Genomic DNA, 25,682 nt, shown 5'->3' on the forward strand with positions numbered 1-25,682 from the left:
CTATCGCGACGATTTCCTGAAGTGACGAAGCGCTGCGACGCGAAGGGCCGACGACAGGGAGGCATCGGCTCCGGTCGGATCGATGTGACGGGCATCATCGATGCTGGCAACCAGCGCGGGGAGGCTCAACTCCTGCGCCTCGGCCATGTCGTCGAGCGCACCCCAGAACTCTGGCTCGAGCGCGAGGCTGGTACGGTGACCGTGAAGGGTGAGCGAGCGCTTGACGAGGGACACGGACGGCGTCCGGCTCAGGAGGTCTTGCCGGATGGATCCGGCGTGTCGGTCTCGCGCAGATGTCCCTCGACATGGCGCTCGCGACGGTCGCCTTCCAGCGCTTCCTGGCGTTTCTCCGCCTTTGTGCGCCCGAAGAGGACGCGGTTTTCCGCAGCCTTCGTCTCGCGCTCGGCGCGGGCACGGGCCTTGCGGGCCTGTCTGAGATTGACGATTTCGCCGCTCATCGCACTATCCCGGTGATATCCGAGCCCTTTCGGGACGGAGGCAACCGATCAGATCAGGTCTTCTTGCGGAAGGCATCGAGCGAAACGACATCCGCGCTGCCTTCCGTCTTACCGGCCTCGTCTGTCGGGCCGTCGGCTTTCGTGTCGGTTGTGCCGTCCGCCGCGGTGGCAGCGGCCTTGTCCGTCTCGCGTTCGACCTCGCTCAGGATCGCCTCGGCGCGCTCCTGCTCGCGGGCCGCCTCGACCAGCTCTTCCGGCAGTTCCTCGGCCGTCTTGCCGGGCTCGAATTCGAGCGCGAACTGCACGGAGGGGTCGAAGAACCCCTTGATCGAGGAGAAGGGGACGAAGAGCTTCTCCGGCACGCCGCCGAAGGACAGGCCCACCTCGAAGGCGTGGTCGGTGACGGTCAGGTCCCAGAACTGGTGCTGGAGAACGACCGTCATTTCCTTCGGGTAGCGTTCGTGCAGGCGGGGCGAGATGCGCACGCCTGGCGCGTTTGTATCGAACGCGATGTAGAAATGGTGTTCACCGGGAAGGCCGATACGGGCCACCTCGGTCAGGATCTTGCGCACGGCGCCGCGCAGCGCATCCTGGATGACGATGTCGTAACGGATCAGATCTTCGGCCATCGCTCGCAACTGTCGCAGTGAATCGGTGTTGGCGCCACCATGGCGCGCGGCGCTCGACTTGAAAAGGCCTGCACGACAGGAAGCACCCAACTCTCGACAGGCAAGCGTCATATTTCCCGTCGGCGGTGTCTCTTGGCGTCCTGGGCGAACGCCCCGTATCGAGCGGGCGAAAGAAAAGAAGTGGAGGCTTCTGTTGCCAGGTGCCTCCGGACCCCGCCTGTAGGTGCTACCCCACAGGGCTTAAAGGACTACCGGCACCGCATTACGCGGCGACAGCGTTGTCCATAGCATAGTTGTCATTTGCAACTATTGAGACGGCCCGATAACGGCGGAACCATGCCGAACGAAAGAACAGCCTTTACACCCTCGTCGATCCTATTTCGCCCCCGCCGAAGCTCACCCCACCGCATGGTCCGGTGAGCTTGGGTGGAGGCGCCGGGTACCGCCCCCGGGTCCGATAGGCTTATTTCGCAGTCCGTTTATCGTCATAGTCAGCTTGCACCGACACTTCGCAATATAGGTGCACTTGAGCCGGCTGAAAAGGGGCTGGAACCCGCTTCGCACTGCTTGTGGGCGACGGATGGTCGCGCGCTTGTGATCCGGCGTAACTGGGATGCCTTGCGCCACGGGTTTAGGATCGTCGAGCGCGGTGGGGCGAACGCCACGCGCATTGGTGTAAGGAGCACGCCCGATGACCCTTGCCGTTCGGCGAAATGTCTTTTTCCTCGTGCTGGCTGGCGTGGTGATCGCGGCTGTCGCCGCGATCGCGATTGCGCGGGCTGCGGGCTGGTTCGGTTTCGGGGGGGAGGACACCGGCCCGATCTACACCGGCCTCGTGGAAGGAACGGCTGTCGGGGGCTACGATCCGGTCGCCTATTTCACGCAAGGCAGAGCGGTCGAGGGATCGCCGGCCATTGTGTTCCGCTACCGGGGCGCGCAGTGGCGTTTTTCCAGCGAGGCGAACCGCGCCGCCTTCGAGGCCGACCCGCAACGCTATGCGCCGGCCTTTGGCGGCTATTGCGCCTGGGCGGTTGCGCAGGGATCGCTTGCGCGCGGCAATCCGGCCAACTGGGACATTGTCGACGGGACGCTCTACCTCAACTACGACGATAGCGTTCAGACCAGATGGCGCACCGACATTTCGGGATTCATCAAGAAGGCGCGCAACAACTGGCCGGATCTGGCTGGCAGGTGAGGCAGCGGCGGCGGGATCTGTCGCCGGCGGCGTGGAAAGCGGCATCGCGGGTGCTCATGCCCCTTGCAGCACCTGCGGCCGCGGGCGACCATCCAGCCCAGATGGAATCGGCGGAAGCCCTCGGACAAGCGGACGGACTGTGACGTGCGGCAATATCTCGACCTGATGCAACGCATTCTCGATGAGGGAGCGGAAAAGACCGATCGGACCGGAACCGGCACGCGATCGGTCTTCGGGCACCAGATGCGCTTCGATCTCGCCGAGGGCTTTCCCATGGTGACGACGAAGAAGCTGCACCTGAAGTCCATTGTTCACGAACTGCTGTGGTTCCTCGCCGGCGATACCAACATTCGCTACCTCAAGGAAAACGGCGTCCGCATATGGGACGAATGGGCAGACGAGAACGGCGACCTGGGGCCGGTCTACGGCTACCAATGGCGCTCATGGCCTGCACCCGACGGCCACTCGATCGACCAGATCGCTGGTGTTCTCGAGCTGATCCGGCGCAGCCCGGACAGTCGCCGGCTGATCGTTTCTGCCTGGAACCCGGCGCTCGTCGACGAGATGGCGCTGCCGCCCTGCCATGCCCTGTTCCAGTTCTACGTCGCCGACGGCCGGCTTTCCTGCCAGCTTTACCAGCGCTCGGCCGATGTGTTCCTCGGGGTGCCGTTCAACATCGCCTCCTATGCGCTCCTCACCATGATGGTTGCACAGGTGACGGGTTATGCGCCGGGGGAGTTCATCCACACGTTTGGCGATGCGCATCTCTACCTGAACCACATGGATCAGGCGCGCGAGCAGCTTTCGCGCGCGCCCCGCACGCTGCCGCGCATTGAGATCAATCCGCGGATCGATGATCTCTTCGCGTTCCGCTTCGAGGATTTCTCGCTTGTGGATTACGATCCGCATCCGCACATCAAGGCGGCGGTCGCCGTCTGAGCAGCCTTCAGGCAATGGCGAAAGCACGACGGGCGCCCCCATGGGACGCCCGTCGTTTGTTTGATCAGGACTTGAGCCGGTAGCCCGTCTTGAAGATCCAGGCGATGACAGCAAGGCAGATGGCCAGGAAGAGAGCGGTCATCATCAGGCTGGTGCCGAGGTCGACATCGGCCCTGCCGTAGAAGCTCCAGCGGAAGCCGCTGATCAGGTAGACCACGGGATTGAACATGGTCACCGTTTGCCAGGCGGGCGGCAGCATCGAGATCGAGTAGAAGCTGCCGCCGAGAAAGGCGAGGGGCGTGATCACCAGCAGCGGCACGAACTGCAGCTTCTCGAAATTGTCCGCCCAGATGCCGATGATGAACCCGAGCAGCGAGAAGGTGATCGCCGTCAGCACCATGAAGGCGAACATGCCGAACGGATGCTGGATTTCCAGCGGCACGAAGAGATGGGCCGTCGCCAGGATGATGAGTGCGACGAGGATGGATTTGGTCGCCGCCGCTCCGACATAGGCGATGACGATCTCCATGTAGGAGATCGGCGCTGACAGAACCTCGTAGATCGTGCCGGTGAAGCGCGGGAAATAGATGCCGAAAGAGGCGTTCGAGACACTCTGCGTCAACAGCGAGAGCATGATCAGGCCCGGCACGATGAAGGCGCCGTAGCTCACCCCGTCGACTTCCGAGATGCGCGAGCCGATGGCAGCGCCGAACACGATGAAATAGAGCGAGGTCGACAGCACCGGCGAGACGATGCTCTGGAACAGGGTGCGGCCCGTGCGTGCCATCTCGAAGCGGTAGATGGCCTTGATTGCATGAAAGTTCATTGCGGTGCCCTCACCAGATTGACGAAGATATCCTCGAGGGAGCTCTGTCGTGTGTCGAGGTCGCGGAAGCGGATGCCTGCGGCCTGGAGATCGGAAAGAAGGCCGGTAATGCCGGTGCGTTCGCCCTGGGCATCATACGTGTAGACGAGCGACTGCCCGTCGTCGGTGAGCTCGAGATTCCGCCCGGCCAGGCTTTCCGGCAGGGTGGCGAGCGGCTCGGCCAGTTGCAGGATCAGCTCCTTGCGGCCGAGCTTGCGCATCAGCTCGTCCTTGTCCTCGACGAGGATGATCTCACCCTTGTTGATCACGCCGACCCGATCGGCGAGATCCTCTGCCTCCTCGATGTAGTGGGTCGTCAGGATGACGGTGACGCCCGTGTCGCGCAGGCGCCGGATCACCCGCCACATGTCCTTGCGCAGCTCCACGTCGACGCCGGCGGTCGGTTCGTCGAGGAACAGGAGGCGAGGTTCGTGGGCAAGCGCCTTGGCAATCAGAACACGCCGCTTCATGCCGCCGGACAGCTGGAACAGCTTGTTGTCCTTCTTGTCCCAGAGCGACAGGTCGCGCAGGACCCGCTCGACAAGAGCGGGGTCCTTGCGCTTGCCGAAGAGGCCGCGGCTGAAGTTGACCGTGGCGAGCACGGTCTCGAAGGCGTCGGTGGTCAACTCCTGCGGCACCAGCCCGATTTCGGCGCGGGCAGCGCGAAACTCGGTGGCAATATCGTGGCCGTTGACGGTGACCTTGCCGCTGGTGGCGTTGACGATGCCGCAGATGATGCTGATCAGCGTGGTCTTGCCGGCACCATTGGGGCCGAGCAGGGCGAAGATCTCGCCAGGCTCTATGTCCAGGTTGATGTGCTTGAGCGCCTCGAAGCCTGTGTCATATGTCTTGCACAGGTCCGAGACGGAGAGAATCGGCGGCATGGCTGGCCTTGAAGCAAGGGTGGATCGGAGCGCGACGACGGCGTGAAGCCTTGCTGAAGGCTCCGGGCATGCGTCATCCCGATTGTGTGTTGTCGCGACAATATAGGAAGCCGAACCGCGTTCAACAGGCCGCGTGGGGGAGAAAAACCACCTTGTCGCCCCGGGGGGAGGCCTCGCGCTGGCGTGGCAATCCGGCCTTTTCGCGCCAAAAGAGGCACGCCATCGCGCGCCGTGTGGCGGCGGTCAGACGGATTGCACGCATGTCGATGCGCATGCCTGATGCGGCGTGCGCCCGAAGGCGATTATCTCTGATTTTTCAACAAGGGGAAAGTGGTGGGTGCACGGGGATTCGAACCCAGGACCGGCTGATTAAGAGTCAGCTGCTCTACCAACTGAGCTATACACCCACAGACCGTTTCGGTCGGAAGCCGGTAATTCCGTGTTCTGCGCTTCCGCAGGGAATGTCCCGCCTTCGGCTGGCGCTGCGCGCCGGCCGCTGTGTGACGGGTATATACAAAGGCCGGAGAGAGCACGCAAGGGGGTTTGTGTCGCAAATTTATCTTCGTTGAAATTGCTGCCTCGCGCCTGGGGATAAGTGGCGTGCTGGGCGGATGTTGGCGGCGGAATTGCCTGGCCCCTGCCGATGTCGGCGCCGAAGCAGCTCTTGCGGCCGGTGCGAACCGCTGTGGGCGGTATGGCAGCGCGCCTCCGCAATCAGCGGCGCCGGCCATCGTTCGCCGGTCGGGAACCACGGCTGTTTTCTGGGGAGGGGGAGCCTTCTTGCAACAATCGGCAAGGGATGGCCGTGTGTGGCGTAATTTCGTGACTTACCGCTTGACCGGCTTTGCGGGCGCGTCTAGTTTGCGCCCCGTCGGCGGAGACATTCAGGTTGTCCGCAACGAATCGGATCCGCCGGGGAACATCGCCCGCAGGCGGCAAGGAGACGGAAGAGATGATGAGCAACGTGCTCATTCTTGTATGCGGAACGCGCGCGACACGGACGGGATAAACTCCGTTTCCGAATGAAGTCACGCGCGTATGAGGCCTCCCCGGGGGCCTTTTTTATTGCCCGATCGCCAGAGCCGCCGACGGCATGGCGATCCCTTCGGAAGACATGGCTCACATCAGCAAGCTGCGATAATCGAGGACAGGAAAATGAAGCGTGAGATGACCGGCGCCGAGATGGTGCTCCAGGCACTCAGGGACCAGGGGGTCCGCCATGTATTCGGCTATCCCGGTGGCGCCGTGCTTCCGATCTATGACGAGATTATCCAGCAGGACGATATCGAGCACATTCTTGTGCGCCACGAACAGGGCGCAGGCCATGCGGCGGAGGGCTATGCTCGCTCCACCGGCAAGCCGGGCGTCGTGCTGGTCACCTCGGGTCCGGGCGCGACCAATATGGTCACGGCGCTCACCGACGCGATGCTCGATTCCATTCCGCTCGTCTGCATCTCCGGCCAGGTTCCGACCCATCTGATCGGCAATGACGCCTTCCAGGAATGCGACACGGTCGGCATCACCCGTCCTTGTACCAAGCACAACTGGCTGGTGAAGCGGATCGAGGATCTGCCTCGCATCCTGCACGAGGCCTTCTATGTGGCGACCTCCGGCCGTCCCGGGCCGGTCGTCGTCGACGTGCCGAAGGACATCCAGTTCGCCACCGGCACCTACGAGCCGCCGACGCAGGTGGCGCACAAGAGTTACCGGCCGCGCATCAAGGGCGACATGGAGGCGATCCGGCGCGCTGTCGAACTGATCGCGCGTGCGAAGAAGCCGATCCTCTATACCGGCGGCGGCGTCATCAACTCGGGCCCGGTTGCGAGCCAGCTCCTGCGCGAGTTCGCCGAGATGACCGGCATTCCCGTGACCTCGACGCTGATGGGGCTTGGCGCCTTCCCGGCCTCCGACGGCAAATGGCTCGGCATGCTCGGCATGCATGGCACCTACGAAGCCAACATGGCGATGCACGATTGCGACGTCATGGTGAACATCGGCGCGCGTTTCGACGACCGCATCACCGGCCGCGTCGACGCCTTCTCGCCGAATTCGCTGAAGATCCACGTCGACATCGACCCCTCGTCGATCAACAAGACCGTGCAGGTCGACCTGCCGATCATCGGTGACGTCGCCCATGTGCTGGAGGACATGGTGCGCCTGTGGCGCAACGGCTCCTTCGCGCTCGACAAGGAGGCGATGGCGGACTGGTGGTCGCAGATCGACCGCTGGCGGGCGCGCCAGTCGCTGGCCTACCGTCCGTCGGAAGACATCATCATGCCGCAGTATGCGCTGCAGCGTCTCTATGCGTACACCAAGGACCGGGAGACCTATGTCTCCACCGAGGTCGGCCAGCACCAGATGTGGGCGGCGCAGTTCTATGGCTTCGAGGCGCCGAACCGCTGGCTGACCTCCGGCGGCCTTGGCACCATGGGCTATGGTCTGCCGGCGGCCATCGGTGCGCAGGTGGCGCATCCCGACGCGCTTTGCATCGACATCGCCGGCGATGCCTCGATCATGATGAACATCCAGGAGCTGTCGACGGCCGTCCAGTTCGGTCTGCCCGTCAAGGTGTTCATCCTCAACAACCAGTACATGGGCATGGTGCGCCAGTGGCAGCAGCTCCTGCACGGAAACCGGCTCTCTCATTCCTATCTGGAAAGCATGCCGGACTTCGTGAAGCTGGCGGAAGCCTTCGGCGGTCATGGTATCATCGTGGACAAGCCGCGGGACCTGGACGGGGCGATCGAGGAGATGCTCGCCACCCCCAAGCCGGTGCTCTTCGACTGCCGCGTGGCCAATCTCGCCAACTGCTTCCCGATGATCCCCTCGGGCAAGGCGCACAACGAGATGCTCCTGCCGGACGAGGCGAACGACGAGGCGGTGGCGAACGCCATCTCCGCGGAAGGCAAGGCGCTCGTCTGAGCGGGATAGGACCAGGACAATGAACGCACAGAATCTCAACGCGCCGTCCGCCTACTTCATGGCCGACAACCACGAGCAGATCGAAAGCCATACGCTTTCGGTTCTGGTGGACAACGAACCGGGCGTGCTTGCCCGGGTCATCGGCCTGTTCTCCGGTCGCGGCTACAACATCGACAGCCTGACCGTGTCGGAGACCGAGCACGAGAAGCACCTGTCGCGGATCACCATCGTCACCACCGGCACGCCGATGGTGATCGAGCAGATTCGTCACCAGCTTGAGCGTCTCGTGCCCGTGCATCGGGTCACCGACCTGACGGCGGATGCGCGTCGCCGCAATTTCGAGAAGCCGCTGGAGCGGGAGCTTGCGCTCATCAAGGTCACGGGCGTGGGCGAGAAGCGTCTCGAGGCTCTGCGCCTGTCCGATGCCTTCCGCGCCACGGTGATCGATGCGACGGCGGAGCATTTCGTCTTCGAGATCACCGGCCGCACCAGCAAGGTGGAGCAGTTCATCGCGATCCTGAAGCCGCTCGGCCTCGTCGAGGTGTCACGCTCCGGCGTCGCCGCCCTGCAGCGCGGTCCGGACGGGCTCTGAGCAGCGCTGGCGATACCAAAGATCTGACGTGGCGGGAGCAAAAACGGGTGTCATCGGCACTTGCCAGCCCCGCCACGATCGGGTACCAATTTCGCCGGTAACGGTTTGCTTACGTTTTAGCGTCACCGTTTGACAGAAAATTTCAACATGGTGCCTCGCTCGGTACCATTTGTGAGGATGGACGACCCGCATGATCGCCGCTGGCATCCCTGCCGCTTTTGCGATCGACGCGCGTAACACGCGCGGCGGCTCTCTTCGTTCGCCCTCCCTCCGCCTCGGCGGCCTCCTCCTCCTTATCAGCCCCTGAGCGCTGGCTGCCTCCCATACGAAGGAGGCGGGCACTCAGGGGATTGAAAGCTTCAAGACCGCAATCGGATTGAACCGGTTCCCGCGTGCGACCGAACATGTGCGACGCGGCCCGGATGAGAAGGACTGAAAAGCCATGGCTGGCAGCGACAAGATCTTCATTTTCGACACCACCCTGCGCGACGGCGAGCAGTCGCCCGGCGCTTCCATGACCCTGGAAGAAAAGCTGCAGGTGGCCGAACTCCTCGACGATATGGGGGTCGACATCATCGAGGCTGGCTTCCCCATTGCCTCCAACGGTGATTTCGAGGCGGTCTCCGAGATCGCCAAGCGCTCGAAGCGCTCGGTGATCGCTGGTCTGGCACGGGCCATCCACGCCGACATCGACCGCGCCGGCGAAGCGGTCCGCCATGCGGAGCGCGGCCGCATCCACACCTTCGTTTCGACTTCACCGATCCATCTGGAGTTCCAGATGAAGAAGACCGAGGCCGAGGTTCTCGACATCATCACCGATACGGTGACCCGCGCACGCAATCTGATCGATGACGTCGAATGGTCGGGCATGGACGCGACGCGCACGCCGATCGACTATCTGTGCCGCTGCGTCGAGACGGCCATCCGCGCCGGCGCGACGACGATCAACCTGCCGGACACGGTCGGCTATGCCACTCCGGACGAGTACAAGGCGATGTTCGAGCAGGTCCGCGCGCGCGTTCCGAACGCGGATCAGGCGATCTTCTCGGTTCATTGCCACAATGATCTGGGGCTGGCGGTGGCCAACTCGCTCGCCGGCGTCGCCGGCGGCGCGCGCCAGGTGGAATGCACCATCAACGGTCTGGGCGAGCGCGCCGGCAACGCCGCGCTGGAAGAGATCGTGATGGCGGTGCGCACCCGCGCGGATGTGCTGGCGTATGACTGCGGCGTCGACCCGAAGTACCTGACGCGCGCCTCCAAGCTGGTATCGGCGGTCTCCGGCTTCCCGGTGCAGTTCAACAAGGCCATCGTCGGCAAGAACGCCTTCGCGCACGAGAGTGGCATCCATCAGGACGGCATGCTCAAGAATGCCGAGACCTACGAGATCATGCGTCCCGAGGATGTTGGCGTGAAGTCGACCTCGCTGGTCATGGGCAAGCACTCAGGCCGCCACGCGTTCCGCCAGAAGCTGGAGGAACTGGGCTACGAGATCGGCGGCAACGCCTTCGAGGATGCCTTCCGTCGCTTCAAGGAACTGGCCGACCGCAAGAAGCATGTCTACGACGAGGACATCGACGCGCTGGTCGAGAACGAGATCGCGACCCAGGGCGAGCATATCCGCGTCATCGCGCTGACCGTGATCGCGGGAACCGGCGGTCCGCAGAAGGCGATCCTGACCATGGACATCGATGGTCGCCATGAAACCCGGGAGTGCTCGGGCGACGGGCCGGTCGATGCGACGTTCAACGCGATCAAGTCCATCGTGCCGCATGACGCGATGCTCTCGCTCTATCAGGTGCACGCCGTGACGGAAGGAACTGACGCGCAGGCCGAGGTTTCCGTTCGCCTCGAGGCCGACGGCCGCATGGCGACCGGCAAGGGCGCGGACACGGACACCCTTGTGGCCTCGGCGCGGGCTTATGTGTCGGCGCTCAACAAGCTGATCGCCCGTCAGAACCGTCCGGACCATCAGGAACTGCGGGCGGTCTGAGCCGCCTTGGAGCGGCCCAGTTGCTGCTGAGTGAAACGAAAAGCCCCGGCATCGCGCGATGCCGGGGCTTTTTGCATCAAAGACCTGTGCGACTTGTCGCCTGAGGTCAGGCGCTGAGGAAGCGTTTGGCCAGGGAGGGCGAGAGGATCTGCAGGCAATCGACCGCGCCGTCCTCGATTACCGTACGCTGGCGCTGCTTGAAGCCTATGCCTTCCATCATCCGTCTTGCCGGTGTGTTGCCGGCGGCGACGAAGGCGATGAGATGGGTGTAATAGGTGTTGCGGAAGTACCAGTCGACCAGCGCAGAGGCGAGTTCCGAGGCATAGCCCTTGCCCCAATGCGCGGCGCCGAGGCAGACGCTGAGCGCGACCTCCGAGGTTTCCCGGTAGACCGAGAAGCCGGCGCGCCCGACAAAGCTGCCGTCGCCGAGCGTTGCCTTCCACTGGGTGAAGCCGCGCCGCTCCTGACCGGTGATGTAATCGGCCAGATGTCGTTCGGCGTCTGCGCTTGTGTGGATGATCTCGTGGGACGCGAGGTATCGGTTGACGGAAGGATCCCGGTGGAGACCGACAAGATCGGAAAGGTCGGTCTCGGCGAAGGTCGAGAGCCGCAGACGCTCCGTCTGCAGGATCGTGGTATTCGCCATCTTGTTCTCCTCCTCCAGGCGCGGATGCGCGCGCTTGGGTCATCCGGATACGCCGGTTCGTTATGCGGAAATGCTTCCGCTTCGCCGTCCGTCCTGGCGGCGTGGTGCTGTCTCCCTCCCAAGAGCCGGCCTTGCGATGCTCGCGTCGCGACATGCGTGTCGCGTGAACATGGCCCTGGCCGCACCGCGTGCATCCGGGACAAAGGGCCTGACGATTGGTTCGCCTGCCGTGCCCGGGACGCCGCATGCCGTCATTTTACGCCAGATAGGGTGGCGCAAGCAATGCAGGAGCGTTGTTTCAGATTGACTTAAAATTGTGTCAGTGCCGTGTCCACACTTCCTGCGCTAGGGTTGAGCCGTGGCCAGTTGGCGAGTTGACCTCGGAAAAAGGTCTCCTGACGCTTTGCATACTGGCGGGTTGCGGCGGTTGCGGCCACGACCGCGTCGGCGACGGACAGCTTGCCCTCGGCGACGCTTGCCAACTCGCGCAGGCCGATTGCTTTCATCGCCGGGAGGGCCGGATCCAGGCCTCGGGACATGAGCGCGCGGGCTTCCTCGCAGGCGCCGGTCTCCACCATGCGCGCGAATCGATCTTCGATCCGGGCGTGGAGCCAGGGCCTGGGCGGAGCGAGAACAACCCTTCGCGTGTCCTGCGAAAGCAAGGCCTCGCCCGTTTGCTGTTGCCAGTGGAGCAGGGACCTGCCGGTTGCCTCGATGACCTCGAGCGCCCGCGACAGACGCTGGGTGTCGCCCTTCTCCAGCCGCGCCGCCATCTCCGCGTCGCGCTCCGCCAGGGCTGCGTGCAACACGCCGGGCTTGGCGGTCTCGGCGAAGGCCCGCCATCGGTCGCGTACCTCCTGGGGGATCGGCGGTACCCGGGAGAGCCCGCCGAACAGGGCGCGAAAATAAAGGCCGGTGCCTCCGACGATGACGAGCGGCCGTCCGGTGATGCGGGCCTGCTCGATGACCTCGCGGATATCGTCGAGCCAGCGGGCGACCGAATATTTGGCGGCTGCGTCCACATGCCCGTAGAGAAGATGCGGCGCGCGGGCGAGGTCGTCGGCCTCGGGCCTGGCCGTCAGCACGTTCAGGTCGCGGTAGACCTGCATGCTGTCGGCATTGACGACAATGCTGCCGTCGCGCTCGGCCAGCGCAACAGCAAGCGCCGACTTGCCGCTCGCGGTGGGGCCCGCTATCAACGTGACCGGTTGCCTCACGCTCCACTCCTCATCTCGGAAAGCCTGTCTCGATGTCGCTTGTCGCCACGTTGATTTCCAATCCTCTCGCGCCGCAGGTCGATGCGGACACCGTGGAACGGGTCGCCGCCGCCCTCGCGGCTGGCCTGTCCTGTCCCTCGCCACACACCGAGACACTCGCGCCCGGGATCGCGGCCGACATTGTCTTCGAGGCGGACGTCGCGGCCGCCGACGAGGCCGAGCTGATCCTTCGGTCCAGCCTGGGCGATGCCGCCATCGATGTCGTTGTGCAGAAGCGGGCCACCAGACGCAAGCGCCTGCTGATCGCGGACATGGATTCCACCCTGATTCAGCAGGAGTGCATCGACGAACTGGCCGCTGCCGTTGGCAAGAAGGAGGTGATCTCGGCGATCACCGAACGTGCGATGCGGGGCGAGCTGGAGTTCGAGGGCGCTCTGCGCGAGCGCGCCGGAATGCTGGCCGGGCTGGAGGCCGCCGTGATCGGAAAGGTTCTCGCCGAGCAGATCGCCCTGACGCCCGGTGCCCGCGAACTCGTTGCGACGATGAAGGCTGATGGTGCCTATTGCGCGCTGGTTTCGGGCGGTTTCACCTCCTTCACCAGCGAGATTGCAGCAACGCTCGGCATGGACGAGCACAAGGCCAACACGCTCCTTGTCGAGGGCGGGAAGCTGACCGGCAAGGTCGGTGAGCCGATCCTCGGGCGCAGCGCCAAGCGCGAGCGGCTGCAGCAGCTCCTGGACGAAAAGGGGCTGGTGCCGGCAGATGCGATCGCCGTTGGCGACGGAGCGAACGATCTTGCGATGATCGAGCTGGCCGGGCTTGGCGTCGCCTTTCATGCCAAGCCATCGGTGGCGGCGGCTGCCGATGCGCGCATCGACCACGGCGATCTGACGGCGCTGCTTTACCTCCAAGGCTACACGGCGCGCGACATCGTCAGCGGCTGAAGCCCGGGGGGCTACCGGCCGGTAAGAGACAAAAGGGGCGCGGCCTTGCGGTCGCGCCCCTTTTTCGTTCGCAAAGGCTAGATTGGCTCAGGCCGACGTCAGTCGTCCGCGATGGGCAGCGGGATGAAGCGGACTTCTCCCTGCGCGTTGGAGACGAGGAACAGGGCAAGCCGCCGTCCTTCGTCCTTGAGCGCCTTGAGGCGGGCGGAAATGTCGGCCGGCGTGGACACGCTCTCCTGCGCGACCTCGACGATGACGTCGCCGGCGGCAATGCGCTTTTCCTCGGCGGGCGAGCCGGTGGCAACGGCGGTGACGACAACGCCGGCGACATCGGCAGCGATGCTGTGCTTCTGGCGCAGCTCGTCGGAAACCGGGGCAAGGGTCATGCCCAGAACTTCGGTTTCCTTTGCCGCAGCGCCGGGCTTGCCGTCCGCGCCATCCTCGGCGTCGGCGATCTTGTCGGCTTCCTCGAGGCGGCCGAGCGTCACCTTGAGTTCCACTTCCTCACCCTTGCGCAGGACGACGATGGAAACCTCTTCGCCGACCGGCGTGTCCGCGACCATGCGCGGCAGGTCGTGCATGGAGGGAACATCGGTGCCGTTGAACCCGATCACCACGTCGCCGGGTTCGATCTTGGCGTCCTCGGCCGGACCGCCCTCGGTCACGCCGGCGACCAGCGCGCCGCGGGCGCGGTCCATTCCGAGGCTTTCGGCGATCTCGTCGGTGACTTCCTGGATGCGCACGCCGAGCCAGCCGCGGCGGGTTTCGCCATACTCGCGAAGCTGTGCCACCACGCGGATCGCCGTCTCCGAGGGGATGGCGAAGCCGATGCCGATGGATCCGCCGGAGGGCGAGATGATGGCGGTGTTGATGCCGATCACCTGGCCTTCGCGGTTGAACAGCGGGCCGCCGGAGTTGCCGCGATTGATGGAGGCGTCGGTCTGGATGTAGTTGTCATAGGGGCCGGAGTTGATGTTCCGGTTGCGCGCCGAGACGATGCCGGTCGTGACCGTTCCGCCCAGGCCGAACGGGTTGCCGATGGCCATGACCCACTCGCCGACGCGCATCTTCTCGGAATCGCCGAAAGACACGTCGGTCAGCGGCGCTTCCGGCTTCACCTTCAAGACGGCGATGTCTGTCTTGGGGTCGGTGCCCACCACCTCGGCCGAGAGCTTTGCGCCATCGGTGAAGTTCACCGTGATCTCGTCAGCGCCCTCGATGACATGGTTGTTGGTGACGATGATGCCTTCCTTGCCGTCGAGCACGAAGCCCGAACCGAGCGACTGCACCCGCCGTGGACGGTCGCTGTCGCGGTTCTGACGGTTGAAGAATTCGTCAAAGAACTCCTGGAAGGGAGATCCTTCCGGAACCTGCGGCAGCGGCACGGAGCGCTGTGCCGTGACATTCTGCGCGGTGGAGATGTTCACGACCGCGTCAAGCAGCTTCTCGGCCAGGTCCGGGACGGACTCGGGCGGCTGGGCGTGAGCGGGGGAGAGCGGCGTTACGACGCTGCCGAGACCGACCATGCAGGCAAGCGTGCCCGCGGCCGCGAGACGTGCGAGCCGCGACGGGCTTCGGGGGGAACGTGAGGCGATGTTCAACAGGGCCATTGGCCGTTGTCCTCCAGTTGGCAAGGGGCCATCCGCGCGCGGTTCATCCGACCGGCGCGCGAGGATCGCGGGGGCACGGGACGCGGATACGTCCGGCTGCCCCGATTCTAACGCGAAACCGGCGCGGGAGAAATGAATCTCCCGCGCCGGCTGATTGGGGGTTCCGGCTAGCCGCGTGCCAGCCAGACGATCATCACACCGACGAACAGGGCGGCGAGGCCACCGACCCTGAGCGTCTGGTCGGGCAGCTCCTGCATCGCCTGCATCGCGCGTTTGAGAGCCGTGGGGGCGAGCGCATAGAGCGTGCCTTCCAAAGCCAGCGCGAGGCCGAGCGCCGCAAGAAGCTCCGTCACTGGGCGACCGGCGCGACCGGTGTCTCGTTCGTCGGACGACCGACGCCACGCGGGTCACGGAAGTAGCGGAAGAAGTCCGAGCTCGGCGACAGCACCATCGAGGTGCCGCCCTCGTTCAGCGCCGCCGCGTAGGCCTGCATCGAACGATAGAAGTCGAAGAACTCCTGATCCTTGCCGAAAGCCTCGGCGAAGACGCTGTTCCGCTCCGCGTCGCCATCGCCGCGGATCACTTCCGAATCGCGCTTGGCCTCGGCGACGATGACCGTGGCGTCACGTTCGGCGCGCGAGCGGATACGCTGAGCCTGCTCGGAACCCTGCGCGCGGATCTCGGTCGCCTCGCGCTGGCGCTCCGTCTGCATGCGACGGAAAATCGCCTCCGAGTTGGTCTGCGGCAGGTCGGCGCGACGGATCTTGACGTCCACGACCTCGATGCCGAGCGGGGCTGCCTTCAGAGCCACCCCCTTGCGGATTTCGTCCATGAGCTCGGAACGGTTGTCCCGCACCACATGGAGGAAGGTCGAGCGACCGAGCACCGAACGGATGCTGGCATCCATGAAGGTCGACAGGCGCTGGTTTGCCTCCGACACGTTGTTGACCGTCTGGAAGAAGAGCACCGGGTTGGTGATCCGATAGCGGGCGTAGGCGTCCGCGACCAGCCGCTTCTTGTCCGACAGGATCGGCTCGATGGGCGGCATGTCCAGGTTGAGCACGCGCTTGTCGAAATAGACCACGTTCTGCACGAACGGGATCTTGAACTTGAGGCCCGGATCGCGCTCGCTGCCCTTCACCTCACCGAACTGCAGGACGAGCGCCTGCTGGGTCGGATTGACGATGTAGACGGACATGTAGGCGACGAAGGCCGCGACGACGAGGACGACGCCGATGAGACCGAGAAACCCGTTCTTCATCACTGGTTGCCTCCGGTACGGGCCGAGCCCTGGTTGCGATTGAGCTGGTCGAGCGGCAGATAGGGCACCACGCCACCGTCGCCACCACCGACCTTGTCGTCGATGATGATCTTGTTGTTGGCGCCGAGCACCTTCTCAAGCGTCTCCAGATAGAGGCGCTGGCGGGTCACGTCGGGAGCCTTCTCGTATTCCTCGAGAACCTTGGTGAAACGCTGGGCCTGACCGTTTGCCTCGGCGACCGTCTGCTCGCGATAGGCGTTCGCGGCCTCGAGGATGCGTGCTGCCTCGCCGCGCGCTTCCGGCACGACGCGGTTGGCATAGGCCTGCGCCTCGTTCTGGATGCGCTCCTGGTCGGCGCGCGCCGCCTGGACGTCGCGGAAGGCCTCGATGACCTGCTGCGGAGGATCGACCTTCTGCATCTGCACGTCGGTTACTTCGACGCCCGCGCCGTAGCGGTTGAGCGAGGTCTGCATCAGCTCCATCACGGAGCCCTGGACCTGCTGCTTGTTCTCGGCAAGGACGGAATCGATGTTGTTCTCGCCAACGACCTCACGCATCGAGCTCTCGGCGACAGCCTTCACGGTGCCTTCGGGATTCTGGATGTTGAACAGGTAGTTGGAGACACCCTCGCGGGTGTTGAGAATGCGCCACTGCACCTTGAAGTCGACGTCGACGATGTTCTCGTCGCCGGTCAGCATCAGGCTTTCCTCGGCCACGTCCTGCTTGGCCACCTGGCTGCCGCGCACCGTTTCGCGCATGCCGATGGAGACCTCGCGGATGCGCTGGACGTCCGGCGTGAAGACAGTGCCGACAGGATAGGGCCAGTTGTAATTGAGGCCCGGCTTGGTCTGGTTGACCACCTTGCCAAAGACCAGCTCGACACCGACCTGGCCCTGGTCGACCCGGTAGAAGCCTGTCGCAAGCCACACGGCGCCGGCAATAAGCACGGCAAGGATAATGCCCTTCGCGCCCATGTTGCCGCCGCCGGGAAGAACGGTTCGCAGGGTGTCCTGACCGCGCTTCAGGAGATCTTCCAGATCAGGAGAATTGCCGCCGCCACCGCCGCCACCGCCGCGCTGCGGGCCACCGCCCCAGGGGCCGCCGCCGCCGGAACCACCGCCCCCCCAGGGGCCGCCGCTCCCGCCGCCTTTCCAGCCACCGCCATTCTGGTTGCTCCAAGGCATCAAGACATCCTTCGTTTGGCCCAGGCCACGCGGCCGGGGTCGTTGCATTCGATTGCGCCAATAGATCCTGGCGAGGTTATAGGAAGATTAGCAGGGCCTTTCAATGAAGCCCATCGTCGCGCCTCCCGAGAGGGAATTGGCGATTCAGTCCTTTGTTTTCAATCTCTCGAAGCGGTTTGCGGCCGCTTCGGGCTTGAAAAAGTCGAGAGCACCGCCAATCGGCCGCCGTTCGGTCGGGCTTCAGCCCGTCAACCGCTCGGAATGCCATGCGAAATGGTCTTCCAGGAACGTGGCGATGAAGTTGTAGGAATGGTCGTACCCCCCCTGTATCCGAAGGGTCAGCTCGACGCCCGCCTGCCGGCAGGCCTCGTCGAGCGCGTATGGATGCAACTGCTCGGCAAGGAAGCCGTCGCTGCCGCCCTGGTCCACAAGAATGTCCCCGCTCCAGCCGCGCGTGCGCAGCAGCTCACAGGCATCGTGCTCGCGCCAGTCCTCGCGATTCTCCCCGAGATATGCCGAAAACGCCTTCTCTCCCCAGGGGCAGGCGGCGGGATTGGCGATCGGCGCGAAGGCCGAGACCGATCGGAAACGGTCCGGGTGACGCATGGCCAGCGTCAGCGCACCGTGACCGCCCATCGAGTGGCCGGTGATTCCGACCGCACCTTCCCAAACGGGAAACTCGGCGGTGACCAGATCGAAAAGTTCCTCGGCGACATAGGTTTCCATGTTGAAATTGGGTGCCCAGGGGGCCTGCGTCGCATCGACATAGAAACCCGCGCCCTTGCCCAGGTCATAGGCCTCGTCGTCGGCGACGGTGTCGCCGCGCGGGCTGGTGTCGGGGGCGACGACGATCATGCCGTGAAGCGCCGCCAGACGCTGGTACCCTGCCTTGCTGGTCGCGTTCTCCCAGGTGCAGGTCAGGCCGGAGAGGTAGAAAAGGGTCGGGCAGGCCTCGCCGCGCAGGGCCTCCGCCGGCAGGAAGACAGCGAATTCCATGTCGGTGCCGGTCGCGGTCGAGGCATGGCGGTACACGCGCTGCTCGCCACCGAAGGCGCGCGCGGTCGAGAGGGTGTCTAGCGTCATTGGGTCTGGTTCTCCAGCAGTTCCGCCGTGGCGGGACGGCGCATGTCGATGTGGGGGATGCCGTCCTCGAGATATTCCGCACTGATCGGGGAAAACCCGAGGCTTGCATAGAAGCCGGAAAGATGGGCCTGCGCGGCGAGGACGGAAGCGGTTCCGGGATGGTTCAGGGCGATCTCGGCAAGTGCCATGCGCACCAGCGCGGAGCCGAGCCCGGCGCCGCGCCAGTCGGGCGCGGTGACGATGCGTCCGATATGGGCTGCGCCGTCGCCGCCCGGTGGCGGCGTCGGTGCGAAGACACGAAGATAGGCGGCGAGCCGGCCTGTCCCTGCGTCCTCAAGCAGGAGATGGCTGGCGTCGGGATCGCGCCCGTCGATTTCCGGATAGGGGCAGGCCTGCTCGACGACGAAGACGTCGACGCGCAGTCGCAGCACGGCATAGAGCCGCTCCGGCGAGAGCTCGTGGAAGTCCGCCCAGGTCGCCCGCAAGGGGCCTCGTCCCCGAGGGCTGGTGGGGGGCTTCGCGGCGCGAATCATGCCTTGCCCGGAGCCTCGCCATGGGCCGGTTCGTCGCCGGCAATGCGGGACAGGGCGGCGATCTGTTCCTCGAGGCGTTCGAGTGCCTCGCCGGTTCGCTCGTGGGTTTCCTTGAGCGACTTTATGCTCGCGGCGATGACCGCCAGCTCGCTCGACAGGGGGCTGTCGACAGGCGCGTCGCCGACGCCATAGAGCAACCAGGTGGGACTGATGCCGAGAAAGCCGGCCAGCATGGTCAGCCGGTTGGCGCGCGGCTCCGAACGGCCGGCCTCCCAGCCGGTGACGGTGGCCGTCTTGACGCCGATGCGCCGGGCAAGTTGAGCGCCGCTGAGACCTGCCGCCTCGCGGGCGCGTCGGATCCTGCCGCCGATCGTGTCCCGATCACGGGCATCCGACCACATGCTGCGTTCCGTTGTCATCGCGTCGCTCCCCCTTTTTGGTTCTCCCGGTGACGGCGCGCCGATGCCGGCGCGCCGTTGAGGCAAGGCGGTCAGAAGGTCACGACGGACCGGATCGACTTGCCCTCATGCATGAGGTCGAAGGCCTCGTTGATCTTTTCGAGCGGCATGGTGTGGGTGATCATGCTGTCGATGTCGATCTTTCCGTCCATGTACCAGTCGACGATCTTCGGCACATCCGTGCGGCCGCGCGCGCCGCCAAAGGCGGAGCCACGCCAGGAGCGGCCGGTCACGAGCTGGAACGGGCGGGTGGAGATTTCCTGTCCCGCGCCGGCAACGCCGATGATGATGGATTCGCCCCAGCCCTTGTGAGCGCATTCCAGCGCCTGGCGCATGGTCGCCGGCCGGCCGATGCATTCGAAGGAATAGTCGGCGCCGCCCTTGGTCAGATCGACCAGATAGGGGACCAGATCACCCTCGACCTCGTTGGGATTGACGAAGTGGGTCATGCCGTACCGCTCGGCGATTTCCTTCTTGGCCGGGTTGATGTCGACACCGACGATCATGTTGGCGCCGACGAGGCGGGCGCCCTGGATGACGTTTAGGCCGATACCGCCGAGGCCGAAGACGATGACGTTGGATCCGGGCTCCACCTTGGCCGTGTTGATCACGGCACCGATGCCGGTGGTGACGCCGCAGCCGATGTAGCAGATCTTGTCGAAGGGGGCGTCCTCACGCACCTTGGCGAGCGCGATCTCCGGCACGACCGTAAAGTTGGCGAAGGTCGAAGTGCCCATGTAGTGGAACACCTTCTCGCCGCCGACGGAGAAGCGCGAGGAGCCGTCCGGCATCACGCCGGCACCCTGGGTGGCGCGGATCTTCTGGCACAGGTTGGTCTTCGGGTTGAGGCAGTATTCGCACTCGCGGCACTCGGGTGTGTAGAGCGGAATCACATGGTCGCCCGGCTTCAGCGAGGTGACGCCCTTGCCGACCTCGCGGACGATGCCGGCACCCTCATGGCCGAGAATCGCGGGGAAGATGCCTTCCGGGTCGTCGCCGGAAAGGGTGAAAGCGTCCGTGTGGCAAACGCCCGTCGCCTTGATCTCGACAAGCACCTCGAAGGCCTTCGGTCCCTCAAGCTGCACGGTTTCGATCGTGAGGGGCTGGCCGGCCTTGTGGGCCACTGCGGCGCGTACATCCATGAGAAGCATTCCTTCGAGCGTGTTGAGCTTGCGGGCGCGCGGTTCCGGCACGATCCCTTTGACCCGATCCTAGGAAAGGATGGCGGCGGGCGAAAGGGCGGAGACGACGCGAAAGGTCGATTGTGCGACAGCGTGAGGAAGCAGATGCCCGGGGTCAGGCACTGTTGTCGCGTCGAATATAGGTGAGGAAGGTCACCTCGGCGCTGTCCTTCGGGCCGCGTTGGGGTGTCTCTCGTGCGGTTTCCCGCCAGATGGCAGGGTCTATGTCGGGAAAGCGCGTGTCGCCTTCAGGTGTCGCATGGACACGGGTGATCTCGAGGCGGTCGGCGCGACCGATGGTCGCGGCGTAGATCTGGCCGCCGCCGATCACCATGATCGCATCGACCCCGTCGGCCCGCGCGATCTCGCCGGCAAGGGCCAGTCCCTCGGCGGGGGTCGCCACGACACGCAGGCCCTCGTGGGCAAATCCGGGATCGCGGGTGATGACGATGTTCGTGCGCCCGGGAAGCGGGCGGCCGATGGAGGCGAACGTCTTGCGACCCATGACCACCGGATGTCCGCTCGTCAGGCGCTTGAAGCGCTTCAGGTCGCTGGAGAGCCGCCAGGGCATGTCGCCGACAGCGCCGATCACCCCGTTTTCTGCCGCTGCGGCGACAAGCACGATTTGCGGCGTGTTGGCTGACGTCATGGGGGCTCCGGCTCCGGCCTTCCGATCTGGCACCTCTAGTAGCGCCCATGGGGCGAAATGAAAACGGCCCGCGCGGAGCGGGCCGTTTCCATCTGTCTATAACCCGGAAAAACCGGGAGGCAAGGGCCCGTAGGGCTTAGTTGCGCTCCTTGTCGACGAGCGCGCCCTTCTTGATCCACGGCATCATGCCGCGCAGCTTCTCGCCGACTTCCTCGATCTGGTGAGCATCGTTGAGGCGGCGGGTCGCCTTGAAGCGGGCCTGGCCGGCCTTGCATTCCTGCATCCACTCGGAAGTGAACTTGCCGGACTGGATGTCCGTCAGGATGTCCTTCATCGCGGCCTTGGTCTGCGGCGTCACGACGCGCGGACCGGACATGTACTCACCCCACTCGGCAGTGTTGGAGATGGAGTAGTTCATGTTGGCGATGCCGCCCTCGTAGATGAGGTCGACGATGAGCTTCACTTCGTGCAGGCACTCGAAGTAGGCCATCTCGGGAGCGTAGCCAGCCTCGACCAGCGTCTCGAAACCGGCGCGGATGAGCTCGACGAGGCCGCCGCAAAGCACGGCCTGTTCGCCGAAGAGATCCGTCTCGCACTCTTCCTTGAAGGTCGTCTCGATGATGCCCGAACGGCCGCCGCCAACGCCGGAAGCATAGGAGAGAGCGATGTCGAGGGCGTTGCCGGAAGCGTCGTGATGGACCGCCACGAGGCAGGGAACGCCGCCGCCGCGCTCGTATTCGCCGCGCACCGTGTGGCCCGGGCCCTTCGGCGCGATCATGATGACGTCGACGGTCGGCTTCGCCTCGATCAGGCCGAAGTGGACGTTGAGGCCATGAGCGAAGGCGATCGCGGCGCCATCACGGATGTTGGCGGCGATGTGATCGTTGTAGATGTCGGCCTGGAGCTCGTCCGGGGTGGCCATCATCATCAGGTCGGCCCAGCCGGCGGCATCCGCGACACTCATGACCTTGAGGCCATCGGCCTCGACCTTCTTGGCGGTGGAGGAACCCGGACGCAGGGCGACCACAACCTCGGTGACGCCGGAATCCTTGAGGTTCAGAGCATGGGCGCGGCCCTGGCTGCCGTAGCCGATGATGGCGACCTTCTTGGACTTCAGCAGGTTCAGGTCGGCATCGCGATCGTAGTAAACGCGCATTTCAGCAGTCTCCCGTTTGCGTTTTCGCTTCTTGGCCGGCGGCATGTCCCGCCGCGCGGCCGGGGTCAGGATTGCCGGGCGCAGCCTGTTTCGCGGCTGTCCCCGGCAGGGTGGTGAAGGGTGAGGAACTGGTCGACGGCGCGCCGCGCCCGTTCCGCGAAATCCGGTTCGGCGACGCCGGGCTCCTCGCCGAGAAGCCAGCGCCCATGGCTGTCGCGCAGGATGAGCCCGTAGAGCGTGCGATAGGCATCGGTCGAATCGTCGCAGGCGATGTGCCCCTGCGCCGCGCCCGCTTCCAGAAGCACCCGGGCCCTCGTGGCGATGCGCTCGCGGCCGCGCTCCAGCAAAAGGCGGCCGAGCGGTGCGCCGTCGCGGCTCGCATGGGCGGTTGCCAGCCTGTTGAGCGCCAGCGACGTGTCGCCGGCAAGCACTGTCAGCAGGTCCTCGGCGAAGGTGACAAGCCGATCACGGAATTCGCCCGCACTCAGTTCGCCCGCCCGTTCGCTTGGCACCCGCACCTTTGCCGCCTGGTGGCCGACGATGGCCGCCAGCAGGCCGTCGCGGTCGCCGAACCAGCGGTAGAGGCTTTCCTTGGAACAATTGGCCGCCCGTGCCAGAGCCGCCGTCGTCAGCGCCTTCTCGCCGCCGTCTACGACAAGCCGCAGCGCCGAGGCGAGGACCTCGTTCTGGCGCGGCGTGAAGTCGCTTTCGGTGAGGGGAGGCATGCTCGACATTCCGGTCCGGGTGGCTGCGTCGGAGGAGGGCGGGAAGGCCGCCAAGACCGACGTTTCAGGGCGCGGGGCCCTGGTTCTTGCAGATCTCGCTGGATTGGTACCGTACGGTACGGTTCGGCGACATTTATCGCATCGGGTCTGAGGACGGTCAAGGGGGAAAGTGGCAGGTGCGAATGGCGGATCGGAGGCGGGAAGGCGCGTTGCGCGCATGTTGCGAGGGCGCTGAAACCGCCCGCGGAGGCTCACACTTGCACCGCATCTCCTGATCTCTTCCGTAAGGAAATGGGAAAGGAGAATCGCTCCCTGATAGGCCTTACCCAGATGCCTGTTTGTCCCGTCAGGAAAAAGTCCCTGTCACATCTGTCGGGGATTTACCGAATATACCGAGGCTGCGACGCAGATGATGGTCGGTAGCGGTTTGTTAACCACGATGCACCACGCTTTCTTTACGTGCCGAGGGTGGCGGGCATCCGCGTGAACCGGGTGGCTCTCTCGACGTTCAGGGCAACCGGCCGTCAAAGGCGCCTGCAAGGCCGTGCGCTTGTCGGCGACCTCAAAGAGTGGACAAGTTCAGGCGTGGCGAAAATCACTCCCCTTCTCTTGCTGCTCAGCCTCGCCATCGGTGCGGCGGCCCCGGCGCATGCGGCCGATGCCAAGGGCTTCAATCCCCTCAAGCTGGATGGACATGTCGTGAAGTGGGGGGCGCCCAGGCTCGGGGTTCCGGCACGCGTGACCTATGCCTTTGCCCGTGGCCCTCTCGACAACACGAGCGCCCGCAACTGCCGGGCGATGGACAGTCTTGAGCGTGTCGCCCGCGAGAGCAGGCTCGATCTTGCCGACATTCGCGGCGAGGCCGTCGCCGCCTTCCGGCTCTGGGAGGAGGTGAGCGGGATTTCCTTCCAGGAGGTCGGCTCCGTCGGTGAGGCGAACATTGTCATCGGCTCCCAGTCATCGCCGCGCGGCTATGCCTTCACCAATGTCCAGCACGCAAGGCAGGTCACTGGCCTGCCAGGGGTGGCGGCGGGCAGTGACCGAGGTCTTGGCAAGGCGGGATCCGCATCCGACGTGACAAGCGAGAAACGCGCCGCCGGTGGCCCACGGGTCTCCCGGATCACGCAGTCCGCCATCTGCCTCAACCCCGCGCAGAGGTGGAAGATCGGCTTCGACGGCGACCCCGGCGTCTATGATCTCAGATACACTTTCGCCCATGAGATCGGGCATGCGATCGGTCTCGACCATTACGTTCGGCGTCAGTCGATCATGCATTTCAGGTATGGGGAAACCTTCCAGACCCTGCAGCCCGGCGACATCGAGGGCGTTCAATGGCTCTATGGCCGCCCTGGCTAACAGCGCGAAAGCCATCGGTGTGCCATCGGCTCCGCTGGTCTCGCGCGGCCGTGCCTCGGGTGAATTGGGCCCTCTTGTAGTACCGGCCTAATACCCGTTGCCGCGCGCGGATTGCTAGCCTCCTCCCCGTTCCAGTTCACATTTGGGAGGATGCGATGAGCAAGAAGAAGATCCTGATGATCACCGGTGACTTCACCGAGGATTACGAGACGATGGTCCCGTTCCAGGCATTGCTGGCGCTTGGGCACGACGTGCATGCGGTTTGCCCGGGCAAGAAGGCCGGTGACACCGTGGCGACCTCGATCCACGATTTCGAGGGCGACCAGACCTACAGCGAGAAGCGCGGGCACAATTTCACGCTCAACGCGACATTCTCCGAGATCGATCCGGCCGACTATGACGCGCTTGTCGTTCCGGGCGGGCGGGCGCCGGAATATCTGCGCCTCGACACTGCCGTCATCGCGGCGGTGAAGCATTTCTTCGAAGCGGACAAGCCGGTTGCCGCCATCTGTCACGGTGCTCAGATCCTGGCGGCCGCGCGTGTCATCGAGGGGCGGACGGTGTCGGCCTATCCCGCCTGCCGGCCCGAGGTGGAACTCGCAGGGGGACGTTATGCGGATATCGCGATCGACGGCGCGGTGACGGACGGCAAGCTTGTCACTGCGCCCGCCTGGCCCGCGCATCCCGCCTGGCTCTCGCAGTTCATGGCGGTGCTTGCCGTTTGACGGGCCGCTGGTGCCCTTGATTGATTTCAAGCGACGCCCGCGCCAACCTGCCTCCCGACGAGGCAGGTTGGCGCGGGCGCGCGGCAGGCGGTGGGCGCAAGGCGTGAGCCCGACGGACAGGGAGGAGGCGGTATGTGCAAGCTCTTTATCGAGGCCGATCCGGGGCTTTGGGAGAGCACGACCCGGTCGCTCAGGATCGACCGGATGGTGACCAGTGTCCGGCTTGAGACGTTTTTCTGGAGCATTCTGGAGGAAATCGCAGAGCGTGACGGGATGAACCTCGTGCAACTCATCACGCGGCTGCATCATGAATCCATCGAGGCCGGCCACGATCTCGGAAACTTCGCGTCGTTCCTGCGCGTGTGCTGCGGCCGCTATCTGGCGCTGCAGCTCAGCGGCGACATTCCCGCGGATGTCTCGACGCCGATCTCGACGCTCGACAGCGCGCGCATCCTCGACAAGGAGCGCGCCCGCCTCTCG

26 protein-coding genes, 1 tRNA gene, 1 other RNA gene and 1 pseudogene are annotated in these 25,682 nt (G+C 64.8%); 9 read left to right on the plus strand and 20 right to left on the minus strand.

The window, feature by feature from the left end:
* From ACSLUQ_RS01945 to ssrA, 4 genes are all read right to left on the minus strand, one after another.
* Complete coding sequence (locus tag ACSLUQ_RS01945) at nucleotides 1-234, minus strand: ribbon-helix-helix domain-containing protein (protein ID WP_417771014.1); 234 nt, start codon at nucleotides 232-234, stop codon at nucleotides 1-3.
* A gap of 14 nt (nucleotides 235-248) precedes the next feature.
* Entirely contained in the window at nucleotides 249-458 is a 210-nt protein-coding gene (locus tag ACSLUQ_RS01950; RefSeq protein ID WP_461807558.1) for a DUF4169 family protein, read from the minus strand.
* A gap of 53 nt (nucleotides 459-511) precedes the next feature.
* On the minus strand, nucleotides 512-1,087 hold the full coding sequence (locus ACSLUQ_RS01955; RefSeq protein WP_461807559.1) for an SspB family protein: 576 nt from the start codon (nucleotides 1,085-1,087) through the stop codon (nucleotides 512-514).
* 179 nt (nucleotides 1,088-1,266) lie between these two features.
* Nucleotides 1,267-1,633, minus strand: a transfer-messenger RNA (tmRNA) gene (gene ssrA / locus ACSLUQ_RS01960).
* Nucleotides 1,634-1,778: 145 nt separating this feature from the next.
* On the opposite strand from ssrA, the gene ACSLUQ_RS01965 reads away from it, so the two are divergent.
* Together ACSLUQ_RS01965 and ACSLUQ_RS01970 are read left to right on the plus strand one after the other, a co-directional pair.
* Nucleotides 1,779-2,282, plus strand: a complete 504-nt coding sequence (locus tag ACSLUQ_RS01965) for a YHS domain-containing (seleno)protein (RefSeq protein WP_417771011.1) — start codon at nucleotides 1,779-1,781, stop codon at nucleotides 2,280-2,282.
* A 144-nt stretch (nucleotides 2,283-2,426) separates the two neighbouring features.
* Nucleotides 2,427-3,221, plus strand: a complete 795-nt coding sequence (locus ACSLUQ_RS01970; RefSeq protein WP_461807560.1) for a thymidylate synthase — start codon at nucleotides 2,427-2,429, stop codon at nucleotides 3,219-3,221.
* 64 nt (nucleotides 3,222-3,285) lie between these two features.
* On the opposite strand, the gene ACSLUQ_RS01975 is transcribed toward ACSLUQ_RS01970, so the two are convergent.
* From ACSLUQ_RS01975 to ACSLUQ_RS01985, 3 genes are all read right to left on the minus strand, one after another.
* Entirely contained in the window at nucleotides 3,286-4,047 is a 762-nt protein-coding gene (locus tag ACSLUQ_RS01975) for an ABC transporter permease (protein WP_417771009.1), read from the minus strand.
* Complete coding sequence (locus tag ACSLUQ_RS01980) at nucleotides 4,044-4,970, minus strand: ABC transporter ATP-binding protein (RefSeq protein WP_417771008.1); 927 nt, start codon at nucleotides 4,968-4,970, stop codon at nucleotides 4,044-4,046. The genes ACSLUQ_RS01975 and ACSLUQ_RS01980 overlap by 4 nt, the downstream gene beginning before the upstream one ends.
* Before the next feature lie 331 nt (nucleotides 4,971-5,301).
* A tRNA-Lys gene (locus tag ACSLUQ_RS01985) sits at nucleotides 5,302-5,377 on the minus strand.
* Nucleotides 5,378-6,125: 748 nt separating this feature from the next.
* On the opposite strand from ACSLUQ_RS01985, the gene ACSLUQ_RS01990 reads away from it, so the two are divergent.
* From ACSLUQ_RS01990 to ACSLUQ_RS02000, 3 genes are all read left to right on the plus strand, one after another.
* A complete protein-coding gene (locus ACSLUQ_RS01990; RefSeq protein ID WP_417771007.1) occupies nucleotides 6,126-7,892 on the plus strand; it encodes an acetolactate synthase 3 large subunit in 1,767 nt (588 codons plus the stop codon).
* Nucleotides 7,893-7,911: 19 nt separating this feature from the next.
* Nucleotides 7,912-8,484 (plus strand): acetolactate synthase small subunit, encoded by a 573-nt coding sequence (ilvN, locus tag ACSLUQ_RS01995; RefSeq protein ID WP_417771006.1) that lies wholly within the window; start codon nucleotides 7,912-7,914, stop codon nucleotides 8,482-8,484.
* 442 nt (nucleotides 8,485-8,926) lie between these two features.
* Nucleotides 8,927-10,474, plus strand: coding sequence for a 2-isopropylmalate synthase (locus ACSLUQ_RS02000; protein WP_417771005.1), 1,548 nt, complete (start codon nucleotides 8,927-8,929; stop codon nucleotides 10,472-10,474).
* Between the two features lie 106 nt (nucleotides 10,475-10,580).
* On the opposite strand, the gene ACSLUQ_RS02005 is transcribed toward ACSLUQ_RS02000, so the two are convergent.
* Together ACSLUQ_RS02005 and miaA are read right to left on the minus strand one after the other, a co-directional pair.
* Nucleotides 10,581-11,120 carry a GNAT family N-acetyltransferase gene (locus ACSLUQ_RS02005; protein WP_417771004.1) on the minus strand — a complete coding sequence of 180 codons (540 nt, stop codon included), beginning with the start codon at nucleotides 11,118-11,120 and terminating at the stop codon, nucleotides 10,581-10,583.
* Between the two features lie 308 nt (nucleotides 11,121-11,428).
* Entirely contained in the window at nucleotides 11,429-12,337 is a 909-nt protein-coding gene (gene miaA / locus ACSLUQ_RS02010; RefSeq protein ID WP_461807561.1) for a tRNA (adenosine(37)-N6)-dimethylallyltransferase MiaA, read from the minus strand.
* 32 nt (nucleotides 12,338-12,369) lie between these two features.
* On the opposite strand from miaA, the gene serB reads away from it, so the two are divergent.
* Nucleotides 12,370-13,281, plus strand: coding sequence for a phosphoserine phosphatase SerB (gene serB / locus ACSLUQ_RS02015; protein WP_417771002.1), 912 nt, complete (start codon nucleotides 12,370-12,372; stop codon nucleotides 13,279-13,281).
* Nucleotides 13,282-13,379: 98 nt separating this feature from the next.
* On the opposite strand, the gene ACSLUQ_RS02020 is transcribed toward serB, so the two are convergent.
* From ACSLUQ_RS02020 to ACSLUQ_RS02070, 11 genes are all read right to left on the minus strand, one after another.
* On the minus strand, nucleotides 13,380-14,891 hold the full coding sequence (locus ACSLUQ_RS02020) for a DegQ family serine endoprotease (protein WP_417771001.1): 1,512 nt from the start codon (nucleotides 14,889-14,891) through the stop codon (nucleotides 13,380-13,382).
* A 167-nt stretch (nucleotides 14,892-15,058) separates the two neighbouring features.
* Nucleotides 15,059-15,244: a DUF2065 domain-containing protein gene (locus ACSLUQ_RS02025; protein ID WP_417771000.1), complete on the minus strand. Its 186-nt coding sequence runs from the start codon at nucleotides 15,242-15,244 to the stop codon at nucleotides 15,059-15,061.
* Nucleotides 15,241-16,152, minus strand: a complete 912-nt coding sequence (hflC, locus tag ACSLUQ_RS02030) for a protease modulator HflC (RefSeq protein WP_417770999.1) — start codon at nucleotides 16,150-16,152, stop codon at nucleotides 15,241-15,243. The genes ACSLUQ_RS02025 and hflC overlap by 4 nt, the downstream gene beginning before the upstream one ends.
* Nucleotides 16,152-17,336, minus strand: coding sequence for an FtsH protease activity modulator HflK (gene hflK / locus ACSLUQ_RS02035; protein ID WP_417770998.1), 1,185 nt, complete (start codon nucleotides 17,334-17,336; stop codon nucleotides 16,152-16,154). Before hflK ends, hflC begins: the two co-directional genes overlap by 1 nt.
* Before the next feature lie 240 nt (nucleotides 17,337-17,576).
* A complete protein-coding gene (fghA, locus tag ACSLUQ_RS02040) occupies nucleotides 17,577-18,419 on the minus strand; it encodes an S-formylglutathione hydrolase (RefSeq protein ID WP_417770997.1) in 843 nt (280 codons plus the stop codon).
* Nucleotides 18,416-18,904 (minus strand): GNAT family N-acetyltransferase, encoded by a 489-nt coding sequence (locus ACSLUQ_RS02045; RefSeq protein ID WP_417770996.1) that lies wholly within the window; start codon nucleotides 18,902-18,904, stop codon nucleotides 18,416-18,418. The genes fghA and ACSLUQ_RS02045 overlap by 4 nt, the downstream gene beginning before the upstream one ends.
* Before the next feature lie 44 nt (nucleotides 18,905-18,948).
* Nucleotides 18,949-19,371 (minus strand): helix-turn-helix domain-containing protein, encoded by a 423-nt coding sequence (locus ACSLUQ_RS02050; RefSeq protein WP_417770995.1) that lies wholly within the window; start codon nucleotides 19,369-19,371, stop codon nucleotides 18,949-18,951.
* 71 nt (nucleotides 19,372-19,442) lie between these two features.
* Nucleotides 19,443-20,552 carry an S-(hydroxymethyl)glutathione dehydrogenase/class III alcohol dehydrogenase gene (locus ACSLUQ_RS02055; protein ID WP_417771208.1) on the minus strand — a complete coding sequence of 370 codons (1,110 nt, stop codon included), beginning with the start codon at nucleotides 20,550-20,552 and terminating at the stop codon, nucleotides 19,443-19,445.
* A gap of 154 nt (nucleotides 20,553-20,706) precedes the next feature.
* Nucleotides 20,707-21,240, minus strand: a complete 534-nt coding sequence (locus tag ACSLUQ_RS02060; RefSeq protein WP_417770994.1) for a dihydrofolate reductase — start codon at nucleotides 21,238-21,240, stop codon at nucleotides 20,707-20,709.
* 136 nt (nucleotides 21,241-21,376) lie between these two features.
* Nucleotides 21,377-22,441 carry a ketol-acid reductoisomerase gene (gene ilvC / locus ACSLUQ_RS02065; protein WP_461807562.1) on the minus strand — a complete coding sequence of 355 codons (1,065 nt, stop codon included), beginning with the start codon at nucleotides 22,439-22,441 and terminating at the stop codon, nucleotides 21,377-21,379.
* A gap of 20 nt (nucleotides 22,442-22,461) precedes the next feature.
* A complete protein-coding gene (locus tag ACSLUQ_RS02070; protein WP_461807563.1) occupies nucleotides 22,462-23,130 on the minus strand; it encodes a TetR/AcrR family transcriptional regulator C-terminal domain-containing protein in 669 nt (222 codons plus the stop codon).
* Between the two features lie 576 nt (nucleotides 23,131-23,706).
* Between ACSLUQ_RS02070 and ACSLUQ_RS02075 the strand changes: the two genes are divergently transcribed.
* From ACSLUQ_RS02075 to ACSLUQ_RS02085, 3 genes and pseudogenes are all read left to right on the plus strand, one after another.
* Nucleotides 23,707-24,477 carry a matrixin family metalloprotease gene (locus ACSLUQ_RS02075; protein WP_461807564.1) on the plus strand — a complete coding sequence of 257 codons (771 nt, stop codon included), beginning with the start codon at nucleotides 23,707-23,709 and terminating at the stop codon, nucleotides 24,475-24,477.
* Between the two features lie 155 nt (nucleotides 24,478-24,632).
* Nucleotides 24,633-25,202, plus strand: a complete 570-nt coding sequence (locus tag ACSLUQ_RS02080) for a DJ-1/PfpI family protein (protein ID WP_461807565.1) — start codon at nucleotides 24,633-24,635, stop codon at nucleotides 25,200-25,202.
* Between the two features lie 132 nt (nucleotides 25,203-25,334).
* A pseudogene (locus ACSLUQ_RS02085) lies at nucleotides 25,335-25,676 on the plus strand (ribbon-helix-helix domain-containing protein); the annotation flags it as partial.
* Nucleotides 25,677-25,682: the final 6 nt, after the last annotated feature.

This window comes from Stappia sp. ICDLI1TA098, assembly GCF_054880955.1.